21 protein-coding genes are annotated in these 16422 nt (G+C 60.3%); 14 read left to right on the forward strand and 7 right to left on the reverse strand.

Annotated elements, in window-relative coordinates; genetic code table 11:
- The first annotated feature begins 3 nt into the window (after positions 1-3).
- The 3 genes from ABCR88_RS11400 (at position 4) to ABCR88_RS11410 (ending at position 2615) form a co-directional block, all read left to right on the forward strand.
- Entirely contained in the window at positions 4-1470 is a 1467-nt protein-coding gene (locus ABCR88_RS11400) for a glycosyl hydrolase family 18 protein (RefSeq protein ID WP_053150255.1), read from the forward strand.
- Between the two features lie 163 nt (positions 1471-1633).
- On the forward strand, positions 1634-2095 hold the full coding sequence (locus tag ABCR88_RS11405; protein ID WP_041120597.1) for a DUF2214 family protein: 462 nt from the start codon (positions 1634-1636) through the stop codon (positions 2093-2095).
- A 79-nt stretch (positions 2096-2174) separates the two neighbouring features.
- On the forward strand, positions 2175-2615 hold the full coding sequence (locus ABCR88_RS11410) for a VOC family protein (protein ID WP_053157365.1): 441 nt from the start codon (positions 2175-2177) through the stop codon (positions 2613-2615).
- Positions 2616-2853: 238 nt separating this feature from the next.
- Here the strand turns inward: ABCR88_RS11410 and csrA are convergent, their stop codons facing one another.
- A complete protein-coding gene (gene csrA, locus ABCR88_RS11415) occupies positions 2854-3048 on the reverse strand; it encodes a carbon storage regulator CsrA (RefSeq protein ID WP_350404565.1) in 195 nt (64 codons plus the stop codon).
- 265 nt (positions 3049-3313) lie between these two features.
- Here csrA and ABCR88_RS11420 point away from each other — a divergent pair, with 265 nt between their 5' ends.
- Entirely contained in the window at positions 3314-3664 is a 351-nt protein-coding gene (locus tag ABCR88_RS11420; RefSeq protein ID WP_011060401.1) for a hypothetical protein, read from the forward strand.
- A 51-nt stretch (positions 3665-3715) separates the two neighbouring features.
- Here the strand turns inward: ABCR88_RS11420 and ABCR88_RS11425 are convergent, their stop codons facing one another.
- The 3 genes from ABCR88_RS11425 to ABCR88_RS11435 all read right to left on the reverse strand — a co-directional run bounded on the left by ABCR88_RS11425 (position 3716) and on the right by ABCR88_RS11435 (position 5956).
- The gene (locus tag ABCR88_RS11425; protein ID WP_011060402.1) at positions 3716-4405 is read right to left on the reverse strand and encodes an endonuclease I family protein; all 690 of its coding nucleotides are present in this window, start codon (positions 4403-4405) and stop codon (positions 3716-3718) included.
- A 4-nt stretch (positions 4406-4409) separates the two neighbouring features.
- A complete protein-coding gene (locus tag ABCR88_RS11430; RefSeq protein WP_015634917.1) occupies positions 4410-4679 on the reverse strand; it encodes a DUF1654 domain-containing protein in 270 nt (89 codons plus the stop codon).
- Between the two features lie 188 nt (positions 4680-4867).
- Positions 4868-5956 (reverse strand): asparaginase, encoded by a 1089-nt coding sequence (locus ABCR88_RS11435; RefSeq protein WP_011060404.1) that lies wholly within the window; start codon positions 5954-5956, stop codon positions 4868-4870.
- Positions 5957-6294: 338 nt separating this feature from the next.
- Here ABCR88_RS11435 and ABCR88_RS11440 point away from each other — a divergent pair, with 338 nt between their 5' ends.
- From ABCR88_RS11440 to ABCR88_RS11475, 8 genes are all read left to right on the forward strand, one after another.
- The gene (locus ABCR88_RS11440; RefSeq protein WP_232644240.1) at positions 6295-6744 is read left to right on the forward strand and encodes a hypothetical protein; all 450 of its coding nucleotides are present in this window, start codon (positions 6295-6297) and stop codon (positions 6742-6744) included.
- A gap of 272 nt (positions 6745-7016) precedes the next feature.
- Complete coding sequence (locus ABCR88_RS11445) at positions 7017-7973, forward strand: sugar ABC transporter substrate-binding protein (RefSeq protein WP_011060406.1); 957 nt, start codon at positions 7017-7019, stop codon at positions 7971-7973.
- Between the two features lie 57 nt (positions 7974-8030).
- The gene (locus ABCR88_RS11450) at positions 8031-9584 is read left to right on the forward strand and encodes a sugar ABC transporter ATP-binding protein (protein WP_041117041.1); all 1554 of its coding nucleotides are present in this window, start codon (positions 8031-8033) and stop codon (positions 9582-9584) included.
- The gene (locus tag ABCR88_RS11455; RefSeq protein WP_011060408.1) at positions 9581-10555 is read left to right on the forward strand and encodes an ABC transporter permease; all 975 of its coding nucleotides are present in this window, start codon (positions 9581-9583) and stop codon (positions 10553-10555) included. The genes ABCR88_RS11450 and ABCR88_RS11455 overlap by 4 nt, the downstream gene beginning before the upstream one ends.
- A gap of 3 nt (positions 10556-10558) precedes the next feature.
- Entirely contained in the window at positions 10559-11581 is a 1023-nt protein-coding gene (locus tag ABCR88_RS11460; protein WP_011060409.1) for a LacI family DNA-binding transcriptional regulator, read from the forward strand.
- A 24-nt stretch (positions 11582-11605) separates the two neighbouring features.
- The gene (gene rbsK, locus ABCR88_RS11465) at positions 11606-12523 is read left to right on the forward strand and encodes a ribokinase (RefSeq protein ID WP_283987604.1); all 918 of its coding nucleotides are present in this window, start codon (positions 11606-11608) and stop codon (positions 12521-12523) included.
- Positions 12520-12924: a D-ribose pyranase gene (rbsD, locus tag ABCR88_RS11470; RefSeq protein WP_041117045.1), complete on the forward strand. Its 405-nt coding sequence runs from the start codon at positions 12520-12522 to the stop codon at positions 12922-12924. The genes rbsK and rbsD overlap by 4 nt, the downstream gene beginning before the upstream one ends.
- A gap of 42 nt (positions 12925-12966) precedes the next feature.
- Positions 12967-13995, forward strand: a complete 1029-nt coding sequence (locus ABCR88_RS11475; protein ID WP_325985778.1) for a nucleoside hydrolase — start codon at positions 12967-12969, stop codon at positions 13993-13995.
- A gap of 33 nt (positions 13996-14028) precedes the next feature.
- Here ABCR88_RS11475 and ABCR88_RS11480 read toward each other — a convergent pair whose 3' ends face one another.
- Positions 14029-14241 carry a hypothetical protein gene (locus tag ABCR88_RS11480; protein WP_011060413.1) on the reverse strand — a complete coding sequence of 71 codons (213 nt, stop codon included), beginning with the start codon at positions 14239-14241 and terminating at the stop codon, positions 14029-14031.
- A gap of 165 nt (positions 14242-14406) precedes the next feature.
- Between ABCR88_RS11480 and ABCR88_RS11485 the strand changes: the two genes are divergently transcribed.
- Both ABCR88_RS11485 and ABCR88_RS11490 read left to right on the forward strand, forming a co-directional pair.
- Positions 14407-14712 carry a hypothetical protein gene (locus tag ABCR88_RS11485; protein WP_011060414.1) on the forward strand — a complete coding sequence of 102 codons (306 nt, stop codon included), beginning with the start codon at positions 14407-14409 and terminating at the stop codon, positions 14710-14712.
- A gap of 161 nt (positions 14713-14873) precedes the next feature.
- Positions 14874-15185: an I78 family peptidase inhibitor gene (locus ABCR88_RS11490; RefSeq protein WP_041117049.1), complete on the forward strand. Its 312-nt coding sequence runs from the start codon at positions 14874-14876 to the stop codon at positions 15183-15185.
- Between the two features lie 71 nt (positions 15186-15256).
- On the opposite strand, the gene ABCR88_RS11495 is transcribed toward ABCR88_RS11490, so the two are convergent.
- The gene (locus ABCR88_RS11495) at positions 15257-15469 is read right to left on the reverse strand and encodes a cold-shock protein (RefSeq protein ID WP_003179963.1); all 213 of its coding nucleotides are present in this window, start codon (positions 15467-15469) and stop codon (positions 15257-15259) included.
- A 292-nt stretch (positions 15470-15761) separates the two neighbouring features.
- The gene (locus tag ABCR88_RS11500) at positions 15762-16061 is read right to left on the reverse strand and encodes a hypothetical protein (RefSeq protein ID WP_350023847.1); all 300 of its coding nucleotides are present in this window, start codon (positions 16059-16061) and stop codon (positions 15762-15764) included.
- Positions 16062-16422 lie beyond the last annotated feature (361 nt).

Consider the following 16422-nt stretch of genomic DNA (forward strand, 5'->3'; position numbering starts at 1 on the left):
AACGTGGATAAGATCGATTTTGCATTAATCAAGAGTCAGGCCGCAGATGCTGCTTCTCTGATGCCGAGCATTGCCGGCAAGAAGGTGCTCATGGGCTTCTGGCACAACTGGGCCGCCGGTCACAGCGACGGCTACCAGCAGGGGCAATTCGCCAACCTGGATCTGGTGGACGTGCCCAAGGAATACAACGTGGTTGCAGTGGCCTTCATGAAGGGCAACGGTATTCCCACCTTCAAGCCCTACAACCTTTCGGACGCCGAGTTCCGGCGCCAGGTGGGCGTGCTCAACAGCCAGGGCCGGGCGGTATTGATCTCCTTGGGCGGCGCCGATGCCCATATCGAATTGCACAAGGGCAACGAACAGCCCCTGGCCAACGAAATCATCCGTCTGGTGGAAACCTACGGCTTCGATGGCCTGGATATCGACCTGGAGCAGAGCGCCATCGACTTTGCCGACAACAAGAGTGTGCTGCCTGCCGCCTTGAAGCTGGTGAAGGATCATTACGCCGGCCAGGGCAAGCACTTCATCATCAGCATGGCGCCTGAGTTTCCCTACCTGACCAGCAATGGCAAGTACGTGGCCTACCTACAGGCCCTGGAAGGCTATTACGACTTTGTCGCGCCGCAGTTCTATAACCAGGGAGGCGACGGGCTCTGGGTGCAGGAGGCCAATGGTGGGCAGGGCGCCTGGATCGCCCAGAACAATGACGCGATGAAAGAGGATTTCCTCTACTACCTGAGCGAAAGCCTGGCCTCCGGTACCCGCGGTTTCACCCGCATTGCCGCGGACAAGCTGGTGATAGGTCTACCAAGCAATGTCGATGCTGCGGCCACCGGCTATGTGATCGACCCGTCGGCGGTGAGCAATGCGTTCAAGCGCTTGCAGGGCGCCGGTCACGCCATCAAGGGGTTGATGACCTGGTCGGTGAACTGGGATGCCGGCGTCAGTCGGCAGGGCGTGCCCTACAACTGGGAGTTTCGTCATCGCTATGCGCCGCTGATCCATGGCGATGGCGGTGAGCCGGAGCGCCCAGGTGCACCTGGAAACCTGATGGTACTGGGCACCAGTCGCAGCAGCGTCAACCTGAGTTGGGGCGTTTCCGGTAGTGTGCGGCCGGTGGAGTTCTACACCTTGTACCGCGACGGCAATGCGGTCGCTCGCACCCCCTCTCCGGGCTTCGAGGATCAGGGGCTGAGTGCGGACACCCAATACAGCTATTTTGTGACCGCTACCGACACTCAGGGCCAGGAGTCGCTCCCCAGTCGCAGTGTGAGTGCCAGGACCGCAGGCGGTGCGGTCGATCCGAGCTTTCCCGAGTGGCGCACCAGCCAGCACTACCTCAGGGAGGATGGAGTGACTTACGAAGGCAATCGTTACCTGTGCCTTCAGGAGCACACCTCCAACCCGGGCTGGACGCCATCCGTAGCGTTCACCCTGTGGAGCAAGGTGCTGCAGGAGCGTCATGGCTGAGTTGTGACGGCCATTGCTGAAGTTGAGTGGCCAGGCGGTTCTCGCGGAAGTTGTCGATCCGTGCGAGCCGCCTTTTTCGTTTCCGCTGGCCGGCAACTGCCCGGGTTATGAGCTATTACTGAGCTGCCCGGATGTGTCGATCAATCAAGCGGAGATGGGCTCGATGTTGCAGCAATGGTTGTGGGCGGCTGTGCATTTGCTGGCGTTTGCCAGTGCCTTTGCCGGGGTGCTGGCGCGCGCTTCGGCATTGCGTCGCCTGAGCGGCGGCGCTGCGGCGCCCGGGCAGGTGTTGCGGGCCGACAATGTTTGGGGGTTGATGGCCGCGGTGTTGTTGATCACCGGGTTGTTGCGGGCTTTTGGCGGTTATGGCAAGGGTACAGAGTATTACCTGCACCAGCCGCTGTTCCACCTGAAGATGACGCTGTTCGTGATCATCCTGTTGCTGGAGATCCTGCCGATGCTGACCTTGATCCGCTGGCGCATGGCCCTGGGGCGAGGGGTGGCGCCACAGATCGGGCGGGCGCTGCTGTTCGCCCGTATCAGCGATGTGCAGGCCCTGCTCATGGTGTTGATGGTCATCGCCGCCAGCGGCATGGCGCGTGGGGTGACCTGGGCTCAGTTGTAATCATTGGTAAGCGGGGCTGCACTGCGTGGCTGCTTGAGAGTAGGCTCGCGGCTCTATCAATGAGCAATGGAAGCCTTCGATGTTTCAAATGAATGACCTGGTGCCGGAGATGCTGGTCACCGACCTGCAGCGCAGTCTGGCCTTCTACTGCGATCTTCTGGGCTTCAAGGTGGAGTATCAGCGGCCGGAACACTTCTTTGCCTTCCTCTCCCTCAATGGTGCCCAACTGATGCTGGAGCAGGATGACCAGCAGGAATCGGAGTGGCGCGTGGGGCCCTTGCAGGCTCCATTTGGCCGCGGCATGAACCTGTCCATCGAGTGCCCGGACATTCGCCAGTTGGCAGCCGCCCTGGCTCGGGCGGGCATTGCCTTGCGTCGAGAGATTCAGGAGTGCTGGTACCGTCACGACGAATTGCTGCACGGCGAGTTGAACCTGCTGGTACTCGACCCGGATGGTTACCTGCTGCGCTTTACCCAGGACCTGGGCTTCAAGCCTGTGGAGCCTGCAGCGGGCGCCTGACCGCCGCACCGGTGCGCCGCCTGCAATGCAGCGGCGGCGTGTGTCGGGAATCAACGGTCGGGCTCGCTATCGCGAAAGGGCGATAATCAGTGGTTGACGACAGTCTGATGGGCGGGAATCTGCTGTGGCTGCAACTGGGCGAGGGTGTGCGGGCCGTCTGCGGGGAAAAGCTCAAGGCAAACAAGACAGGCGCTGCGCCAGCCGTTGTGCGCGGGCAAAAGGCTGGTGCTCATGCTGTTCAGGGGGGTTCGCGTTTGTCCGGAGCGGTCAGGCCTGCCTGAATGCGTTGATAGATTTCTTCACGGTGTACCGCGACGTCTTTTGGCGCGTTGATACCAATGCGCACTTGCTGGCCGCTGACGCCGAGAATGGTGATCGTAATGTCGTCACCGATGTTTATGCTTTCACCGACTTTGCGGGTGAGTATCAGCATGATCTTCTCCTTGATAGCTTTGTAGGGCACCAGATTCAAACAGTGCAGAGGTCGGTCTTAGGTATAGATTAGTGCGAAGTTCCACTGAGTGGGTGCCTCTTTCTGACGCGCAGAAGATCTATTAATTCCCAAGGCGCAACTATACATAGGCAATAAATATCATTCTTCCTGTTTCGGTCCGATTTTGTGACGAGGTCTCTCGGGTCATGAGTGCTAAAATCGCCACCTCAGACTTTCTAGGGGTTAGGTTGTGCGCACAGTAGCGATGATGATGGCGGTATTGGCGTTGGCCGGTTGTGGGGAAGGCAAGCGGGTCGAAGCGAACAAGAGCACGGCGGTGGCAGTACAGACCCAGCCGGCCTCGACCGAGCCGCAATGGGATGTGCTGGTGGGCAGCCCGCTCCCCCTGGCGGTGAGTGACCTGACCGGCTGGCTGATCGAGCACGGGGTGATTTCCAATGTGGTGACCGTGGACGGCAAGCGTCTGGTCGTGGTCGGTCCGTTTGCTTCCCAGGCCGAGGCCGAGGCGAAGAAGAATGAAGTGACCGAAAAGCTGGTCAAGGCCAAGAAGCGTGACATCGAAGTCACGGTCATCGAGCATCAAGCCGCGCAGTAAGCCCGTTTCCATAGGCTCAATGATCGCCCGCCACCCGCGGGCGATCTGCGTTCAGCCACAAGCCTTGAGGTTGACTGCGCCGACGAATTCATTGCCGCGCCCCATCACGCAAGCCACGCTCTGATTGCGCTGGCGCTCCCAGGCCTGTACTGGATAGGTCTTGTTCCAGGCTTCGAAGAGCTGCCGATCCTGTTTGGAAAGGCGCAGTCCGTACTGCTTGCTCATGTAGAAGTAGGTGCGGGCGATCATCCCGCGAATCGAAGGGCGAGGCATGACCTTCTTGGCCTTGAAGTCGACCTGGGTCAGGCACGAACCGTACTGGCCCGATTGTTCCGGCAGCCAGCCGAAGCTGAAATTGCTGCGGTCACCATTCACTTCGCCAATGCTCGGTACCAGATTGTGCAGGTCGGCCTCGGCGCGCTGATAGACCGAATCGGTGCGTGTGCAGTTCTTGCGACCGCCTTGTTGCCAGCACTGGCGCTGATGGCCGATCTGCCAGGCCGGCACTATATGCTCCCATTCAATGCGTTCGGCGCGCTTGGCGTTCTTGCGCGGAACATAGCCGCAGGCCGCCAGGTTCACCCGGTTGCCGTTGTATTTGCAGCCGCAATAGAACTCGGTGGATTGGGGGGCGTAGAGCTTCCAGGCGACTTTCTTGGCTTCGCTGAAGGTGCGGGGCGCATCGGCTTGGGCGGAACAGGCGAGAAACAGCAACAGCAGGGCAAAACAACGGACGCTCATCGACTCAATCTTCCTTCGGCACGACCCAGAAAATCTGCACACCGCCATCGTCGCGGTAGGCGAGGGTGACGTTGTCGTTTTCGGCGATCTCCTCCAGCAGGCGCTCCCACTCATCCTGTGGCTCATCGGCGAGGCGGAAGATCAGTGCTGCCTTGGCCTTTTGTGCGGTGGGAGAGTTGATGATTTTCTGGATGCGCACACCCAGGCGTTCGTAGGAGCTGAGGGGCGTTTGGGTCGTGGCCACGGAACATTCCTTATTAAGCTGTACGTGCATACAGTATTTAACTGTAGGGCATTTCGCAACTGCTTAAAATTCAAGAAGTTCCTCTGACAACGCTTTATGCATTTGTCTCACGAGGAGAGCAGATTTTTTTGCATGGGGGAAAGAGGGGGGAACCACCCGCCCGGGCGGGCGAGTGGTTGCAAGCATGCTCGACCGGGGCCGGTCGAGCAGAGGGGCTGTCAGTATTCCCAGAACATGCGTTGCAGTTCCTTGCTGTCCTGGGTCTTGGTCAGGGCGACCATGGCCAGGATGCGGGCTTTCTGCGGGTTCAGGTCATGAGCCACGACCCAGTCATACTTGTCGTCAGGCTGTTCGGCGTTGCGCAGTACGAAACCGCCGGCATTGACGTGGGAAGAACGAATGATCTGTACGCCATTCTTGCGCAGTTCCTGCAGGGCAGGGACCACACGGGAAGACACCGAGCCGTTGCCGGTACCGGCGTGGATGATGGCTTTGGCGCCACCTTGGGCCAGGGCCTTGTAGGCGGTGTCGCTGACGTTGCCGTAGCCGTAGGCGATTTCTACGTCAGGCAGGCTCTTGATGTTCTTGATGTCGAATTCCGAATCCATGGTGTGGCGCTTGGCTGGCAGGCGGAACCAGTAGGATTTGCCTTCCACCACCATGCCCAGCGGGCCCCATGGGCTCTTGAAGGCTTCGGTCTTGATGTTGATCATCTTGCTGACATCGCGGCCGGACTGGATTTCGTCGTTCATGGTCACCAGTACGCCTTTGCCGCGGGCGTTCTTGCTGCCGGCCACAGCCACAGCGTTGTACAGGTTGAGCATGCCGTCAGCCGACATTGCGGTACCCGGGCGCATGGAACCGACTACAACGATTGGTTTGTCGGTCTTTTCCACCAGGTTGAGGAAGTAGGCGGTTTCTTCCAGGGTATCGGTACCGTGGGTGATGACGATGCCATCGACGTCCTTGCTGTCGGCCAGTTCGGCAACGCGGCGGCCCAGTTGCAGCAGGTTTTCGTTGGTGATGCTTTCCGAGGCGATCTGCATGACTTGCTCGCCACGCACGTTGGCCAGTTGGCTCAACTCGGGAATGCCGGCGATCAGTTGTTCGATGCCGACCTTGGCCGCCTGGTAGGTGGCGCTGTTGGCCGCGCTGGCACCGGCGCCGGCGATGGTGCCGCCGGTGGCGAGAACCACGACGTTGGACAGTTTCTGTTGGGTTTCAGCTTCTTTGGCTTGCAGGGCTGCAGGTAGAAGCAGGAGGAGGGCCAAAGCGCCCGGGGCGAAGGATTTGAAGGCAGATTTCATTATTTTCTCTCTAGTAGTGAGACGGTGCTGATGCAGGTTCATCTAGAAACACCCCGGCGGCAGATCTGTATGCGCCGGGGCAGCGAGGGTGGAGCAGGATCTGTACCAGCGCTACCTTGGCTGGATGACTATTTTAAGTTACTGATTTATATCAATTTTATTTCTGTTTTTATGCGTAAGAAATCATGTGGCGTCCGGGTTTCCGAACGTTTTCAAGGTGGCGCGTTCGGCAATCCGAAAATGCTCGTCACAAGTCCCGGGATGACTTCTCGCTCATCCATTAAAGATTGTTCTGCAGCGGTCGATGATCCTTCTAGGATTTTTCACCAGGAGTTCCCATGTCACTGTCAGTAGGATTTCCAGGGGCAGGAGCCATTCTGATCAATGGCAAGTCGCCCGCGACCATCGATGCATTGAGTAATGCCGCCGCCGAACAGGCGTCTACGGCGTTGGGTACCGACGAGTCGGGCACTTTGCGGGTCGGTTCCAGCAAGCAGGCCGAACAGTCTGAAAGCGAAAGCCCAAGCGAAGACAAGCACGGCATCGTGGTAAAGATGCTGCTCAAGCGCATGCAGGAGCTGCAGCAGCAACTTCGCGAGCAGCAACAGCAACTGGCTGCCGCCCAGGCCGCCAACTACCCAACCCCTGAGGCCAAGCAGACGGCAGTCATGGCCATTCAAGGGCAAGTCGCCGATACCAACGGCGCGCTGGCGGAAGTCTCTGGCAACCTGGTCCGAGAGTTGGCCAAGGAGTCTTCTTCCGGTGGCCTGGTGAACACCACTGCCTGAATCATCAGCCTGTCCGGGAGCATTTTTCGGGCAGGTTTTTCTCCTCGTGGCCGGCTGCGGATGGCTACCCACTCTCTCTGATCGCATTTTGAACAGCGTTGACAAACGCTGGCGAGGTTCGCATAGTTCGTTTTACGCAAACGTTTGCGCGGCCTTCGGACAAGGATAATCGTCTATCTTTGCAAGGTTCGCCGTCGGCCAGTGGTGCTGCCTACCTGGCGGTTCCGTTTGACGAACGCTGCTCACAATAATCATAAGATCGGAGTGAACCCATGAAGCTGCCCTTTGCTGGACGTCTCCTCGCTGTCGCCGTTCTCGCCGCTGCATCCGCGGCCCTTCCTTTCTCCTCGGCTCAAGCCGATACCCCGCAGAAACCCAAGGTCGCCCTAGTCATGAAATCCTTGGCCAACGAGTTCTTCCTGACCATGGAAGATGGTGCCAAGGCCTATCAGAAAGAGCATTCCGCCGATTTCGACCTGGTCTCCAACGGCATCAAGGATGAAACCGATACCGCCAACCAGATCCGCATCGTCGAGCAGATGATCGTCTCCAAGGTCAACGCCCTGGTGATTGCGCCGGCTGACTCCAAGGCCATGGTTCCGGTGATCAAGAAGGCCGTGGACGCCGGGATCACGGTGATCAACATCGACAACCAGCTCGACCCCGGCGTGCTGAAGAGCAAGAACATCAGCGTGCCTTTCGTTGGCCCTGACAACCGCAAGGGCGCGCGTCTGGTGGGTGAGTACCTGGCCAAGCAACTCAAGGCCGGTGACGAAGTGGGAATCATCGAAGGGGTTTCCACTACCACCAACGCGCAGCAGCGCACCGCCGGCTTCAAGGATGCAATGGAAGCCGCGCAGATCAAGGTGGTGTCGCTGCAGTCGGGCGACTGGGAAATCGACGCCGGCAACCGTGTGGCCTCGGCCATGCTCAGCGAATACCCGAACCTCAAGGCATTGCTGGCCGGTAACGACAGCATGGCGGTAGGCGCGGTTTCGGCAGTCCGGGCTGCCGGCAAGGCAGGCAAGGTACAGGTCGTGGGCTACGACAACATCAACGCCATCAAGCCGATGCTCAAGGATGGTCGGGTCCTGGCCACTGCCGATCAGTTCGCTGCCAAGCAGGCGGTCTTCGGTATCGAGACTGCGCTGAAGATCCTCAAGGGCGAGAAAGTCGACAGCGGTACCAATGGCGTGATCGAAACTCCGGTTGAGCTGGTCACTCAGTAGTCATTGCGGCGGTACAACGGCGCTCGCCCGGTTGGGCGGGCGCATGGAGAGTTTCCTATGTCAGTTTCTGCTGCCAACGCTGTCCTATCGGTCAGCGGTATCGGCAAGACTTATGCGCAACCGGTGTTGACCGGCATCGACCTGACGCTGTTGCGCGGTGAAGTGCTGGCGCTCACCGGCGAGAACGGTGCCGGCAAGAGCACCCTGTCGAAGATCATCGGTGGCCTGGTCAGCCCCACCACAGGGCACATGCAGTTCAATGGTCAGGATTATCGTCCGGGCAGTCGCGCCCAGGCCGAGGATCTGGGCATTCGCATGGTGATGCAGGAGCTCAACCTGCTGCCGACCCTGTCGGTGGCCGAGAACCTGTTCCTCGACAACCTGCCCAGCAGTGGTGGCTGGATCAGCCGCCGGCAATTGCGCAAGGCGGCGATCGAGGCCATGGCCCAGGTCGGTCTGGATGCCATCGACCCCGACACCCTGGTGGGCGAGCTGGGCATCGGCCACCAGCAGATGGTGGAGATCGCCCGTAACCTGATCGGCGACTGCCATGTGCTGATTCTCGATGAGCCCACCGCCATGCTCACGTCCCGCGAGGTAGAAATGCTCTTCGAGCAGATCACCCGCCTGCAGGCCCGCGGCGTGTCGATCATCTATATCTCCCATCGCTTGGAAGAGCTGGCCCGGGTTGCCCAGCGCATCGCGGTATTGCGTGACGGCTGCCTGGTCTGTGTCGAGCCGATGGCCAACTACAACAGCGAGCAACTGGTGAACCTGATGGTGGGTCGCGAGCTGGGCGAGCACATCGACCTGGGCGAGCGCCGGATCGGCGCGCCGGCCTTGACGGTGAGCAACCTCAGCCGCTCGGACAAAGTACGCGATGTGTCCTTCGAGGTCCGCAGTGGCGAGATCTTTGGGATTTCCGGGTTGATCGGGGCAGGGCGCACCGAGCTGCTGCGCCTGATCTTCGGTGCTGATGTCGCCGACAGCGGCACCATCGCCCTGGGCACCCCGGCGCGCCCGGTGAGCATCCGCTCGCCAGTGGATGCGGTGGCCAACGGCATCGCCCTGATTACCGAGGACCGCAAGGGTGAGGGGCTGCTGTTGACCCAGTCCATCAGCGCCAATATCGCCCTGGGCAACATGCCGGCGATTTCCAGCAGCGGCCTGGTCAATGGCCAGGACGAGGAGCATCTGGCGCGGCGGCAGATCGACGCCATGCGTATCCGCAGCTCCAGCCCGGCGCAACTGGTCAGCGAGCTGTCCGGTGGCAACCAGCAGAAGGTGGTGATCGGCCGCTGGCTGGAACGCGACTGTTCGGTGCTGCTGTTCGATGAGCCGACCCGTGGCATCGATGTCGGTGCCAAGTTCGATATCTACGGCCTGTTGGGGGAGTTGACCCGGCAGGGCAAGGCCATTGTGGTGGTGTCCAGCGACCTGCGCGAGCTGATGCTGATCTGCGATCGCATCGGCGTGCTCTCGGCCGGGCGGCTGATCGATACCTTCGAGCGCGACAGCTGGACCCAGGATGAACTGCTTGCCGCGGCATTTGCCGGCTATCAAAAACGAGATGCGCTGATCGATGAAGCGGCGCCTAGGAATGCATCATGAAAACTGCAGCAAGCGGCAAGCGAGGCGGCCACTACTACGGCCTCGGCACTTATCTGGGGTTGGCGGGGGCGCTGCTGGGGATGATCGTGCTGTTCTCCCTACTCAGCAGTCATTTTCTGTCCTATGACACCTTCAGTACCCTGGCCAACCAGATTCCCGACCTGATGGTGCTGGCGGTGGGCATGACCTTCGTCCTGATCATCGGTGGCATCGACCTGTCCGTGGGCTCGGTACTGGCCCTGGCGGCGTCGACCGTCAGCGTGGCGATTCTCGGCTGGGGCTGGAGCGTGGTGCCCGCGGCGTTGCTGGGCATGGCTTGCGCGGCGCTGGCGGGAACGGTGACCGGTTCCATCACCGTGGCCTGGCGCATTCCTTCGTTCATCGTGTCTCTGGGTGTACTGGAAATGGCCCGCGGCGTGGCCTACCAGATGACGGGCTCACGCACCGCCTACATCGGTGACGCCTTCGCCTGGTTGTCGAATCCGATTGCCTTCGGCATTTCGCCGTCGTTTATCATTGCCCTGCTGATTATTTTCCTGGCCCAGGCGGTGCTGACTCGCACCGTGTTCGGTCGCTACCTGATCGGCATCGGTACCAACGAAGAGGCGGTTCGTCTGGCGGGGATCAACCCCAAACCCTACAAGATCCTGGTCTTCAGCCTGATGGGGTTGCTGGCAGGTATCGCTGCACTGTTTCAGATTTCTCGCCTGGAGGCGGCAGATCCGAACGCGGGCTCCGGTCTGGAGTTGCAAGTCATCGCTGCGGTGGTGATTGGCGGCACCAGCCTGATGGGCGGGCGCGGTTCGGTGATCAGTACCTTCTTCGGCGTCTTGATTATTTCCGTGCTGGCTGCGGGCCTGGCGCAAATCGGCGCATCCGAACCGACCAAGCGCATCATCACTGGTGCGGTCATCGTGATTGCCGTGGTGCTGGACACTTATCGCAGCCAGCGCGCCAATCGGCGGGTTTGATTCATGGCAACAATCAAGGATGTGGCGGCGCTGGCGGGGATTTCCTACACCACGGTGTCCCATGTGCTGAACAAGACGCGGCCAGTCAGTGAGGAAGTTCGGGTCAAGGTCGAGGCCGCTATCGCGCGCCTGGACTATGTACCCAGCGCGGTGGCGCGTTCGCTGAAGGCCAAGACCACGGCTACCATCGGCTTGCTGGTACCCAACAGCCTCAACCCGTACTTCGCCGAGTTGGCTCGGGGGATCGAGGATTATTGCGAACGCAACGGCTACTGCGTGATCCTCTGCAACTCCGACGACAACCCGCAGAAGCAGCGCAACTACCTGCGGGTATTACTGGAAAAACGTATCGACGGGTTGATTGTCACCTCGGCCGGTGGCGACAGCGGCCTGGCCCAGGGGCTGGCCGGCGTACGCACGCCGATGGTGATTGTCGACCGTGGGCTGGAAGGGGTGAACGCCGACCTGGTGCGTATCGACCACCAGCACGGTGCCTACCTGGCCACCCGACACCTGCTGGAGCTGGGGCATCGGGACATTGCCTGCATCGGCGGCCCGGGCAATACCAGTGTGGCGCAGATGCGCCTGGCGGGATTCCAGCAGGCGCTGCGTGAGGCCGGTGTCGAGGCGCCTGCCGAGCGCATCCTGGAAAGTGATTTCAGCAGCACTGGTGGTTATCGCGCAGCCGCGCAGTTGCTCGATGGCGGACAGCCGCCGAGCGCGATTTTCGCTGGCAACGACATGATGGGCATCGGTGTGCTGCGCGCGGCAGCGGAGCGCAATATCCGCGTGCCCAGCGAGCTTTCGGTGATTGGCTTCGACGACATCCTCATGAGCCGCTACGTCTACCCGGCGCTGACCACGGTCGGCCAGTCGATCCTGCAACTGGGGGAAACCGCGGCAGAGTTGCTGCTGCGGCGGATCGCCTGCCGGGAGCTGCCGGTCGACCAGCGCATCGTTACGCCGAATATCGTCTTGCGGGAGTCGACGGCGCCGCTCGGTGGCGCTTTCGCCGAATACCGCTGAATCCAACTGATTGAGTACCGATGTATGTCAGCAAAAGTAGTGGTAGTGGGTAGCCTCAACATGGACCTGGTGACTCGGGCCGAGCGCCTGCCCCGAGGGGGCGAGACGCTGATTGGCAAATCCTTCGCCACGGTATCCGGTGGCAAGGGCGCCAATCAGGCGGTGGCTGCGGCCAGGCTGGGAGCGCAGGTGTCGATGGTCGGCTGTGTCGGCGACGATGCCTATGGCGAGCAACTGCGAGGTGCCTTGCTGGCCGAGCAGATCGATTGCCAGGCGGTGAGTGTGGTCGAAGGCTCCAGTGGGGTGGCGCTGATCGTGGTGGACGACAGTAGCCAGAATGCGATTGTCATCGTCGCCGGCGGCAATGGCCAGCTCACTCCCGAGAAGGTCGCCGGGTTCGATGGGGTGCTGCAGGATGGGCAAGTCATCATCTGCCAGCTTGAAGTGCCGCTGGCGACTGTGGGCTACACCCTCAAGCGCGGGCGCGAACTGGGCAAGACGGTGATCCTCAATCCGGCGCCGGCCAGTGGCCCGCTGCCGGCGCAGTGGTATGGCGCGATCGACTACCTGATTCCCAACGAGAGCGAGGCTTCGGCCTTGAGCGGGGTAGTGGTGGACTCCTTGGAGAGCGCTGAAGTGGCTGCCAGTCGCTTGATCGCTGCGGGTGCAGGCAAGGTGATCATCACCCTCGGTGCACAAGGCTCGCTGTTTGCCGATGGCCAGCGTTTCGAGCATTTCCCGGCGCCCAGGGTCAAGGCAATCGATACCACGGCGGCCGGGGACACCTTTGTCGGCGGTTTTGCCGCGGCCCTGGCTGCCGGCAAGAGCGAAGCCGAGGCCATCCGCTTTGGCCAGGTGGCTGCGGCGCTATCGGTGACGCGCGCCGGTGCGCAACCTTCCATTCCCACGCTGTCCGACGTTCAGGCGTTTATCCCTTCATGAAAAAGACACCTTTGCTCAACATTGCCTTGTCACGCTTGATCGCGTCCCTGGGCCACGGCGATATCGTGGTGATCGGCGATGCCGGCCTGCCGGTGCCCCCGGGCGTGGAGTTGATCGACCTGGCGCTGACCCACGGCGTTCCCGACTTTCTCACTACCTTGAAGGTGTTGCTCAGCGAGATGCAGGTGGAGCGTCATGTGCTGGCCGAAGAAATTCTGCTCAAGCAGCCTACGCCGCTGGCGGCGCTTGAAGGCATGACCGCCGCTGGTGAGCTGGGGCAGCGGCAGCTCATGAGCCACGAGGATTTCAAGGTGCTCAGCCGCCAGGCCCGTGCGGTGATCCGCACCGGGGAGTGCCAGCCGTATTGCAATATCGCCCTGATTGCCGGGGTGACCTTCTAGGCCGCTGTCGGGCCTTTTTCCATCTTGCACAAGGAGTGCGCCATGCGCCGCTATGCTCAGTTGTTTCACCACTGGTTCCGGAGTCTGCTGCTCTTGTCTCTGCTCACTGCTACCGGCGCTCAGGCGGCGGAAAAAATCGATCTGATCATCGACACCGATCCGGGGGCCGACGATGTGGTAGCCCTGCTGTTCGCCCTGGCTTCCCCCGAGGAGCTGCAGATCCGCGCCCTGACCACGGTGGCGGGCAACGTGCGGTTGGACAAGACCTCGCGCAATGCGCGCCTGGCCCGTGAGTGGGCGGGGCGCGAGGAGGTGCCGGTATACGCCGGAGCGCCCAAGCCGCTGCTGCGTACCCCCATCTATGCCGAGAATATCCATGGCAAGGAAGGCATTTCCGGGGTGACGGTGCACGAGCCCAAGGCGCCTCTGGCCAAGGGCAATGCGATCAACTACCTGATCGATACGCTACGGGCGGCCAAGCCCCACAGCATCACCATCGCCATGCTCGGCCCGCAGACCAACTTGGCGCTGGCGCTGATCCAGGCACCGGACATCACCCAGGGCATCAAGGAAGTGGTGGTCATGGGCGGTGCGCACTTCAACGGTGGCAACATCACGCCGGTGGCCGAGTTCAACCTGTTCGCCGACCCCCAGGCGGCCGAAGTGGTGCTCAAGAGCGGCGTCAAACTGACCTATCTGCCGCTGGACGTGACCCACAAGGTGCTGACCAGCGATGCGCGGCTGCAGAAGATCGCGGCGTTGAACAATAACGCCAGCAAGGTGGTGGGGGACATCCTCAACGAGTACGTCAAGGGCGACATGGAGCACTACGGTATTCCCGGCGGCCCGGTGCATGACGCTACAGTGATTGCCTACCTGCTCAAGCCCGAGCTGTTCAGCGGCCGTCAAGCCAATATGGTCATCGACAGCCGCGAGGGGCCGACCTTCGGACAGACCATCGTCGATTGGTACGACGGCCTGAAGCAGGAAAAAAACGTGTTCTGGGTTGAGAACGGCGATGCCCAGGGCTTCTTCGACTTGCTCACTGAGCGCCTGGCGCGTCTCAAGTAAACCTTGCCCCCGCAGGTACCTGCCTGTGGGGGTCTATTCCCGTTCCGGGTCCTGTACGCCCAGGTGGTCGGCCGGGTATTTCTCGAAGACTTGTTCAATAAAGGCTCGGGCGGACTGGGTGCCCAGTTCCTTGACCAGCAGGTCTATGCCAATGATCGCCAGCTCCTCCGGGCTCCCCGGGCTGTAGGAGCATTGGCCCTGGGGCCATTTGGCTTTGATGTCGGCGTCGATACTCACGGTGGCCATGAAAGTCTCACGAATTCGGATAAGGCGGGCGCCAGGGCAGGGCTCTGGGCGGGTATTTGCTGCGTCGCAGAGTTAACCATGTTGCCGGGCGTTTGGCACTCCGACTTAGGCATCAGGCGAGTGCTGTGTGACACTGCGGCTTTTCCTGTGCTCAAGGAAGCCTCCGTGCAAATCGATTTGAACCAGCCTGATGCCCTGACCCTGGAGGCGGTGCGTCAGCTGCTGGCGTCTGCCAGCGACAACGTGCATACCCAGTTGCGCGTGAGCAAAACCGGAATTGCCTATATCTCTTCGGGGGTGGTGGGCGGTGCCGAGATAGAAGGTTTGCTGTTTCGCCTGGAAACCTGGGCGGCCGGCTCCGGGTATGTCGGCAAGGTGGCTGCCGCCGACGAGGTCTGGGTGATGCAGATCTTCAATGCGCTCAAACAGAACTGGCCCAAGCCGGCGTTCGACTACATCGACATCTATTGAGCGTCGTTCATATCCGGTGACGATTGTCCCGTGAAAGAGTGGCACCGGCTGAGGCAGACTTGCCCGCTGTTCACCTGATACGGCAAATGGCCATTTGTTTTGAAACCAAAAGCCAAATCGGCTGTCGCACGATCTCTGCTTAATTTTGAAAAGGAGGCTTCATGCCTTGGAAGCTCGCTTCATTCGGAACCTTGTTGGCCGCTGTCGTCCTTGGTGGGTGCAGCACTGCCGGGTCGACAAAGGAGCCTGTGGCCGCTGAGTCCGGGCACACTCGTTGTGAAGCATCGGCCGCCGAATTCGCCGTCGGCAAGAAGGCTTCTCCCGAGTTGCTCGAGCAGGCCCGTACACGCGCAGGCGCGCAGTACGCGCGGTTCCTCAAGCCCAACGACATGATCACCCTGGAGTACCGCTCGGATCGCCTGAACCTGAACACTGATGCCGGCCTGGTGGTGACCCGGGTCAACTGTGGTTGAGGGCTGAGGCCTTTGGATCACGCATAAAAAACCCCGTCACATGGACGGGGTTTTTTTAGCTCGCTGAGAAATTACTCAGGGCGAACTTGTGCAGCTTGCATACCCTTTTGGCCTTTCTCAGCCACGAAGGAAACGGTCTGGCCTTCTTTCAGGCTTTTGAAACCGTCGCTTTCAATAGCTTTGAAGTGTACGAACAGGTCGTCACCGCCACCTTGAGGAGTGATGAAGCCGAAGCCTTTTTCATCGTTGAACCATTTTACGGTGCCGGTTTGGCGATTAGACATGGTGTATCTCCAAGAAACATATATTTTCAGTAGTGCTGTGCTGCTCAGGCCAACTGGGCACACCGAGCTATCATAGTCGAAATGTTCGGCTTGGGAGCCCCCCAGAGGCGCTCTTTGCCCGATGTACCTGTGTATTTTGCCATCTGAGTTGGCTGCAGGCCCCGGTTTAAGGGGCTTTGGCGTAAAACAGAGGGTAATAAAAAAACCCGTAAAAGCTGCGTAAATTGTGAAAAAGACCGCGTTTCAGGCTCTGTGGCGAGCACTGGCGCAGCCTGTTCCGGGCATCAGCAGCTTATTTGGCCACCCGGCAAGCAGCGATGGCGTCCAGTGCTCGGGTTCGCAGATCTGCGCTGGGTTGCTTGGTTTTGCTCATCAGCTCCTTGATCTCCTCGGTGGTGAATTTTTCATTTAGCTTGTCGGCGCCGCAGGCACAGTGCTTTTCAGCGCTCTTGGCGTCGATGTTCTGGCTGGCCGCCGCGGTGCAGTCCTTCATGTAGTCGGCGCGTGCTCCGGCAGGCCATGCCGCCTGTGCACTCAAAGGCAGTAGCAGGGTGAGCGGTGCGGCAATGGCGAGCAGTTTGATAAGGCGCATGAGTCGGGTTCTCCTGAAGTCGGTAGCAAGGACGACGATTCTCCGGTTATTTGAGGCTCGACGTACATCTCAAGTTCACTTTCAACAATAAAAGACTGTAAACCAGGCTCGCGATAATTTGCTGCACGGCGATTGCGATGTATCTGTGCTAGCATGCCCGGCTTCGGTGTTTTCAAGCTTTGGGCCTTTTCTAGCCCTTGCCGTCTATGCCTCATTAATCTTGATGTGAACCCCAGTCACTCTGGTTCGGTTTTTCGGTTGGCCGCAAGGCTCTTGCCACTGTGAGGCAGGCGTTCGTAGCAGAACGGCCGGACTGAATCGCGTACTGGCTCATCCCAACCCACGTGACCTTTGGTAGGGG

The organism is Pseudomonas sp. W17 (assembly GCF_040268305.1).
Lineage (GTDB): Bacteria > Pseudomonadota > Gammaproteobacteria > Pseudomonadales > Pseudomonadaceae > Aquipseudomonas > Aquipseudomonas protegens.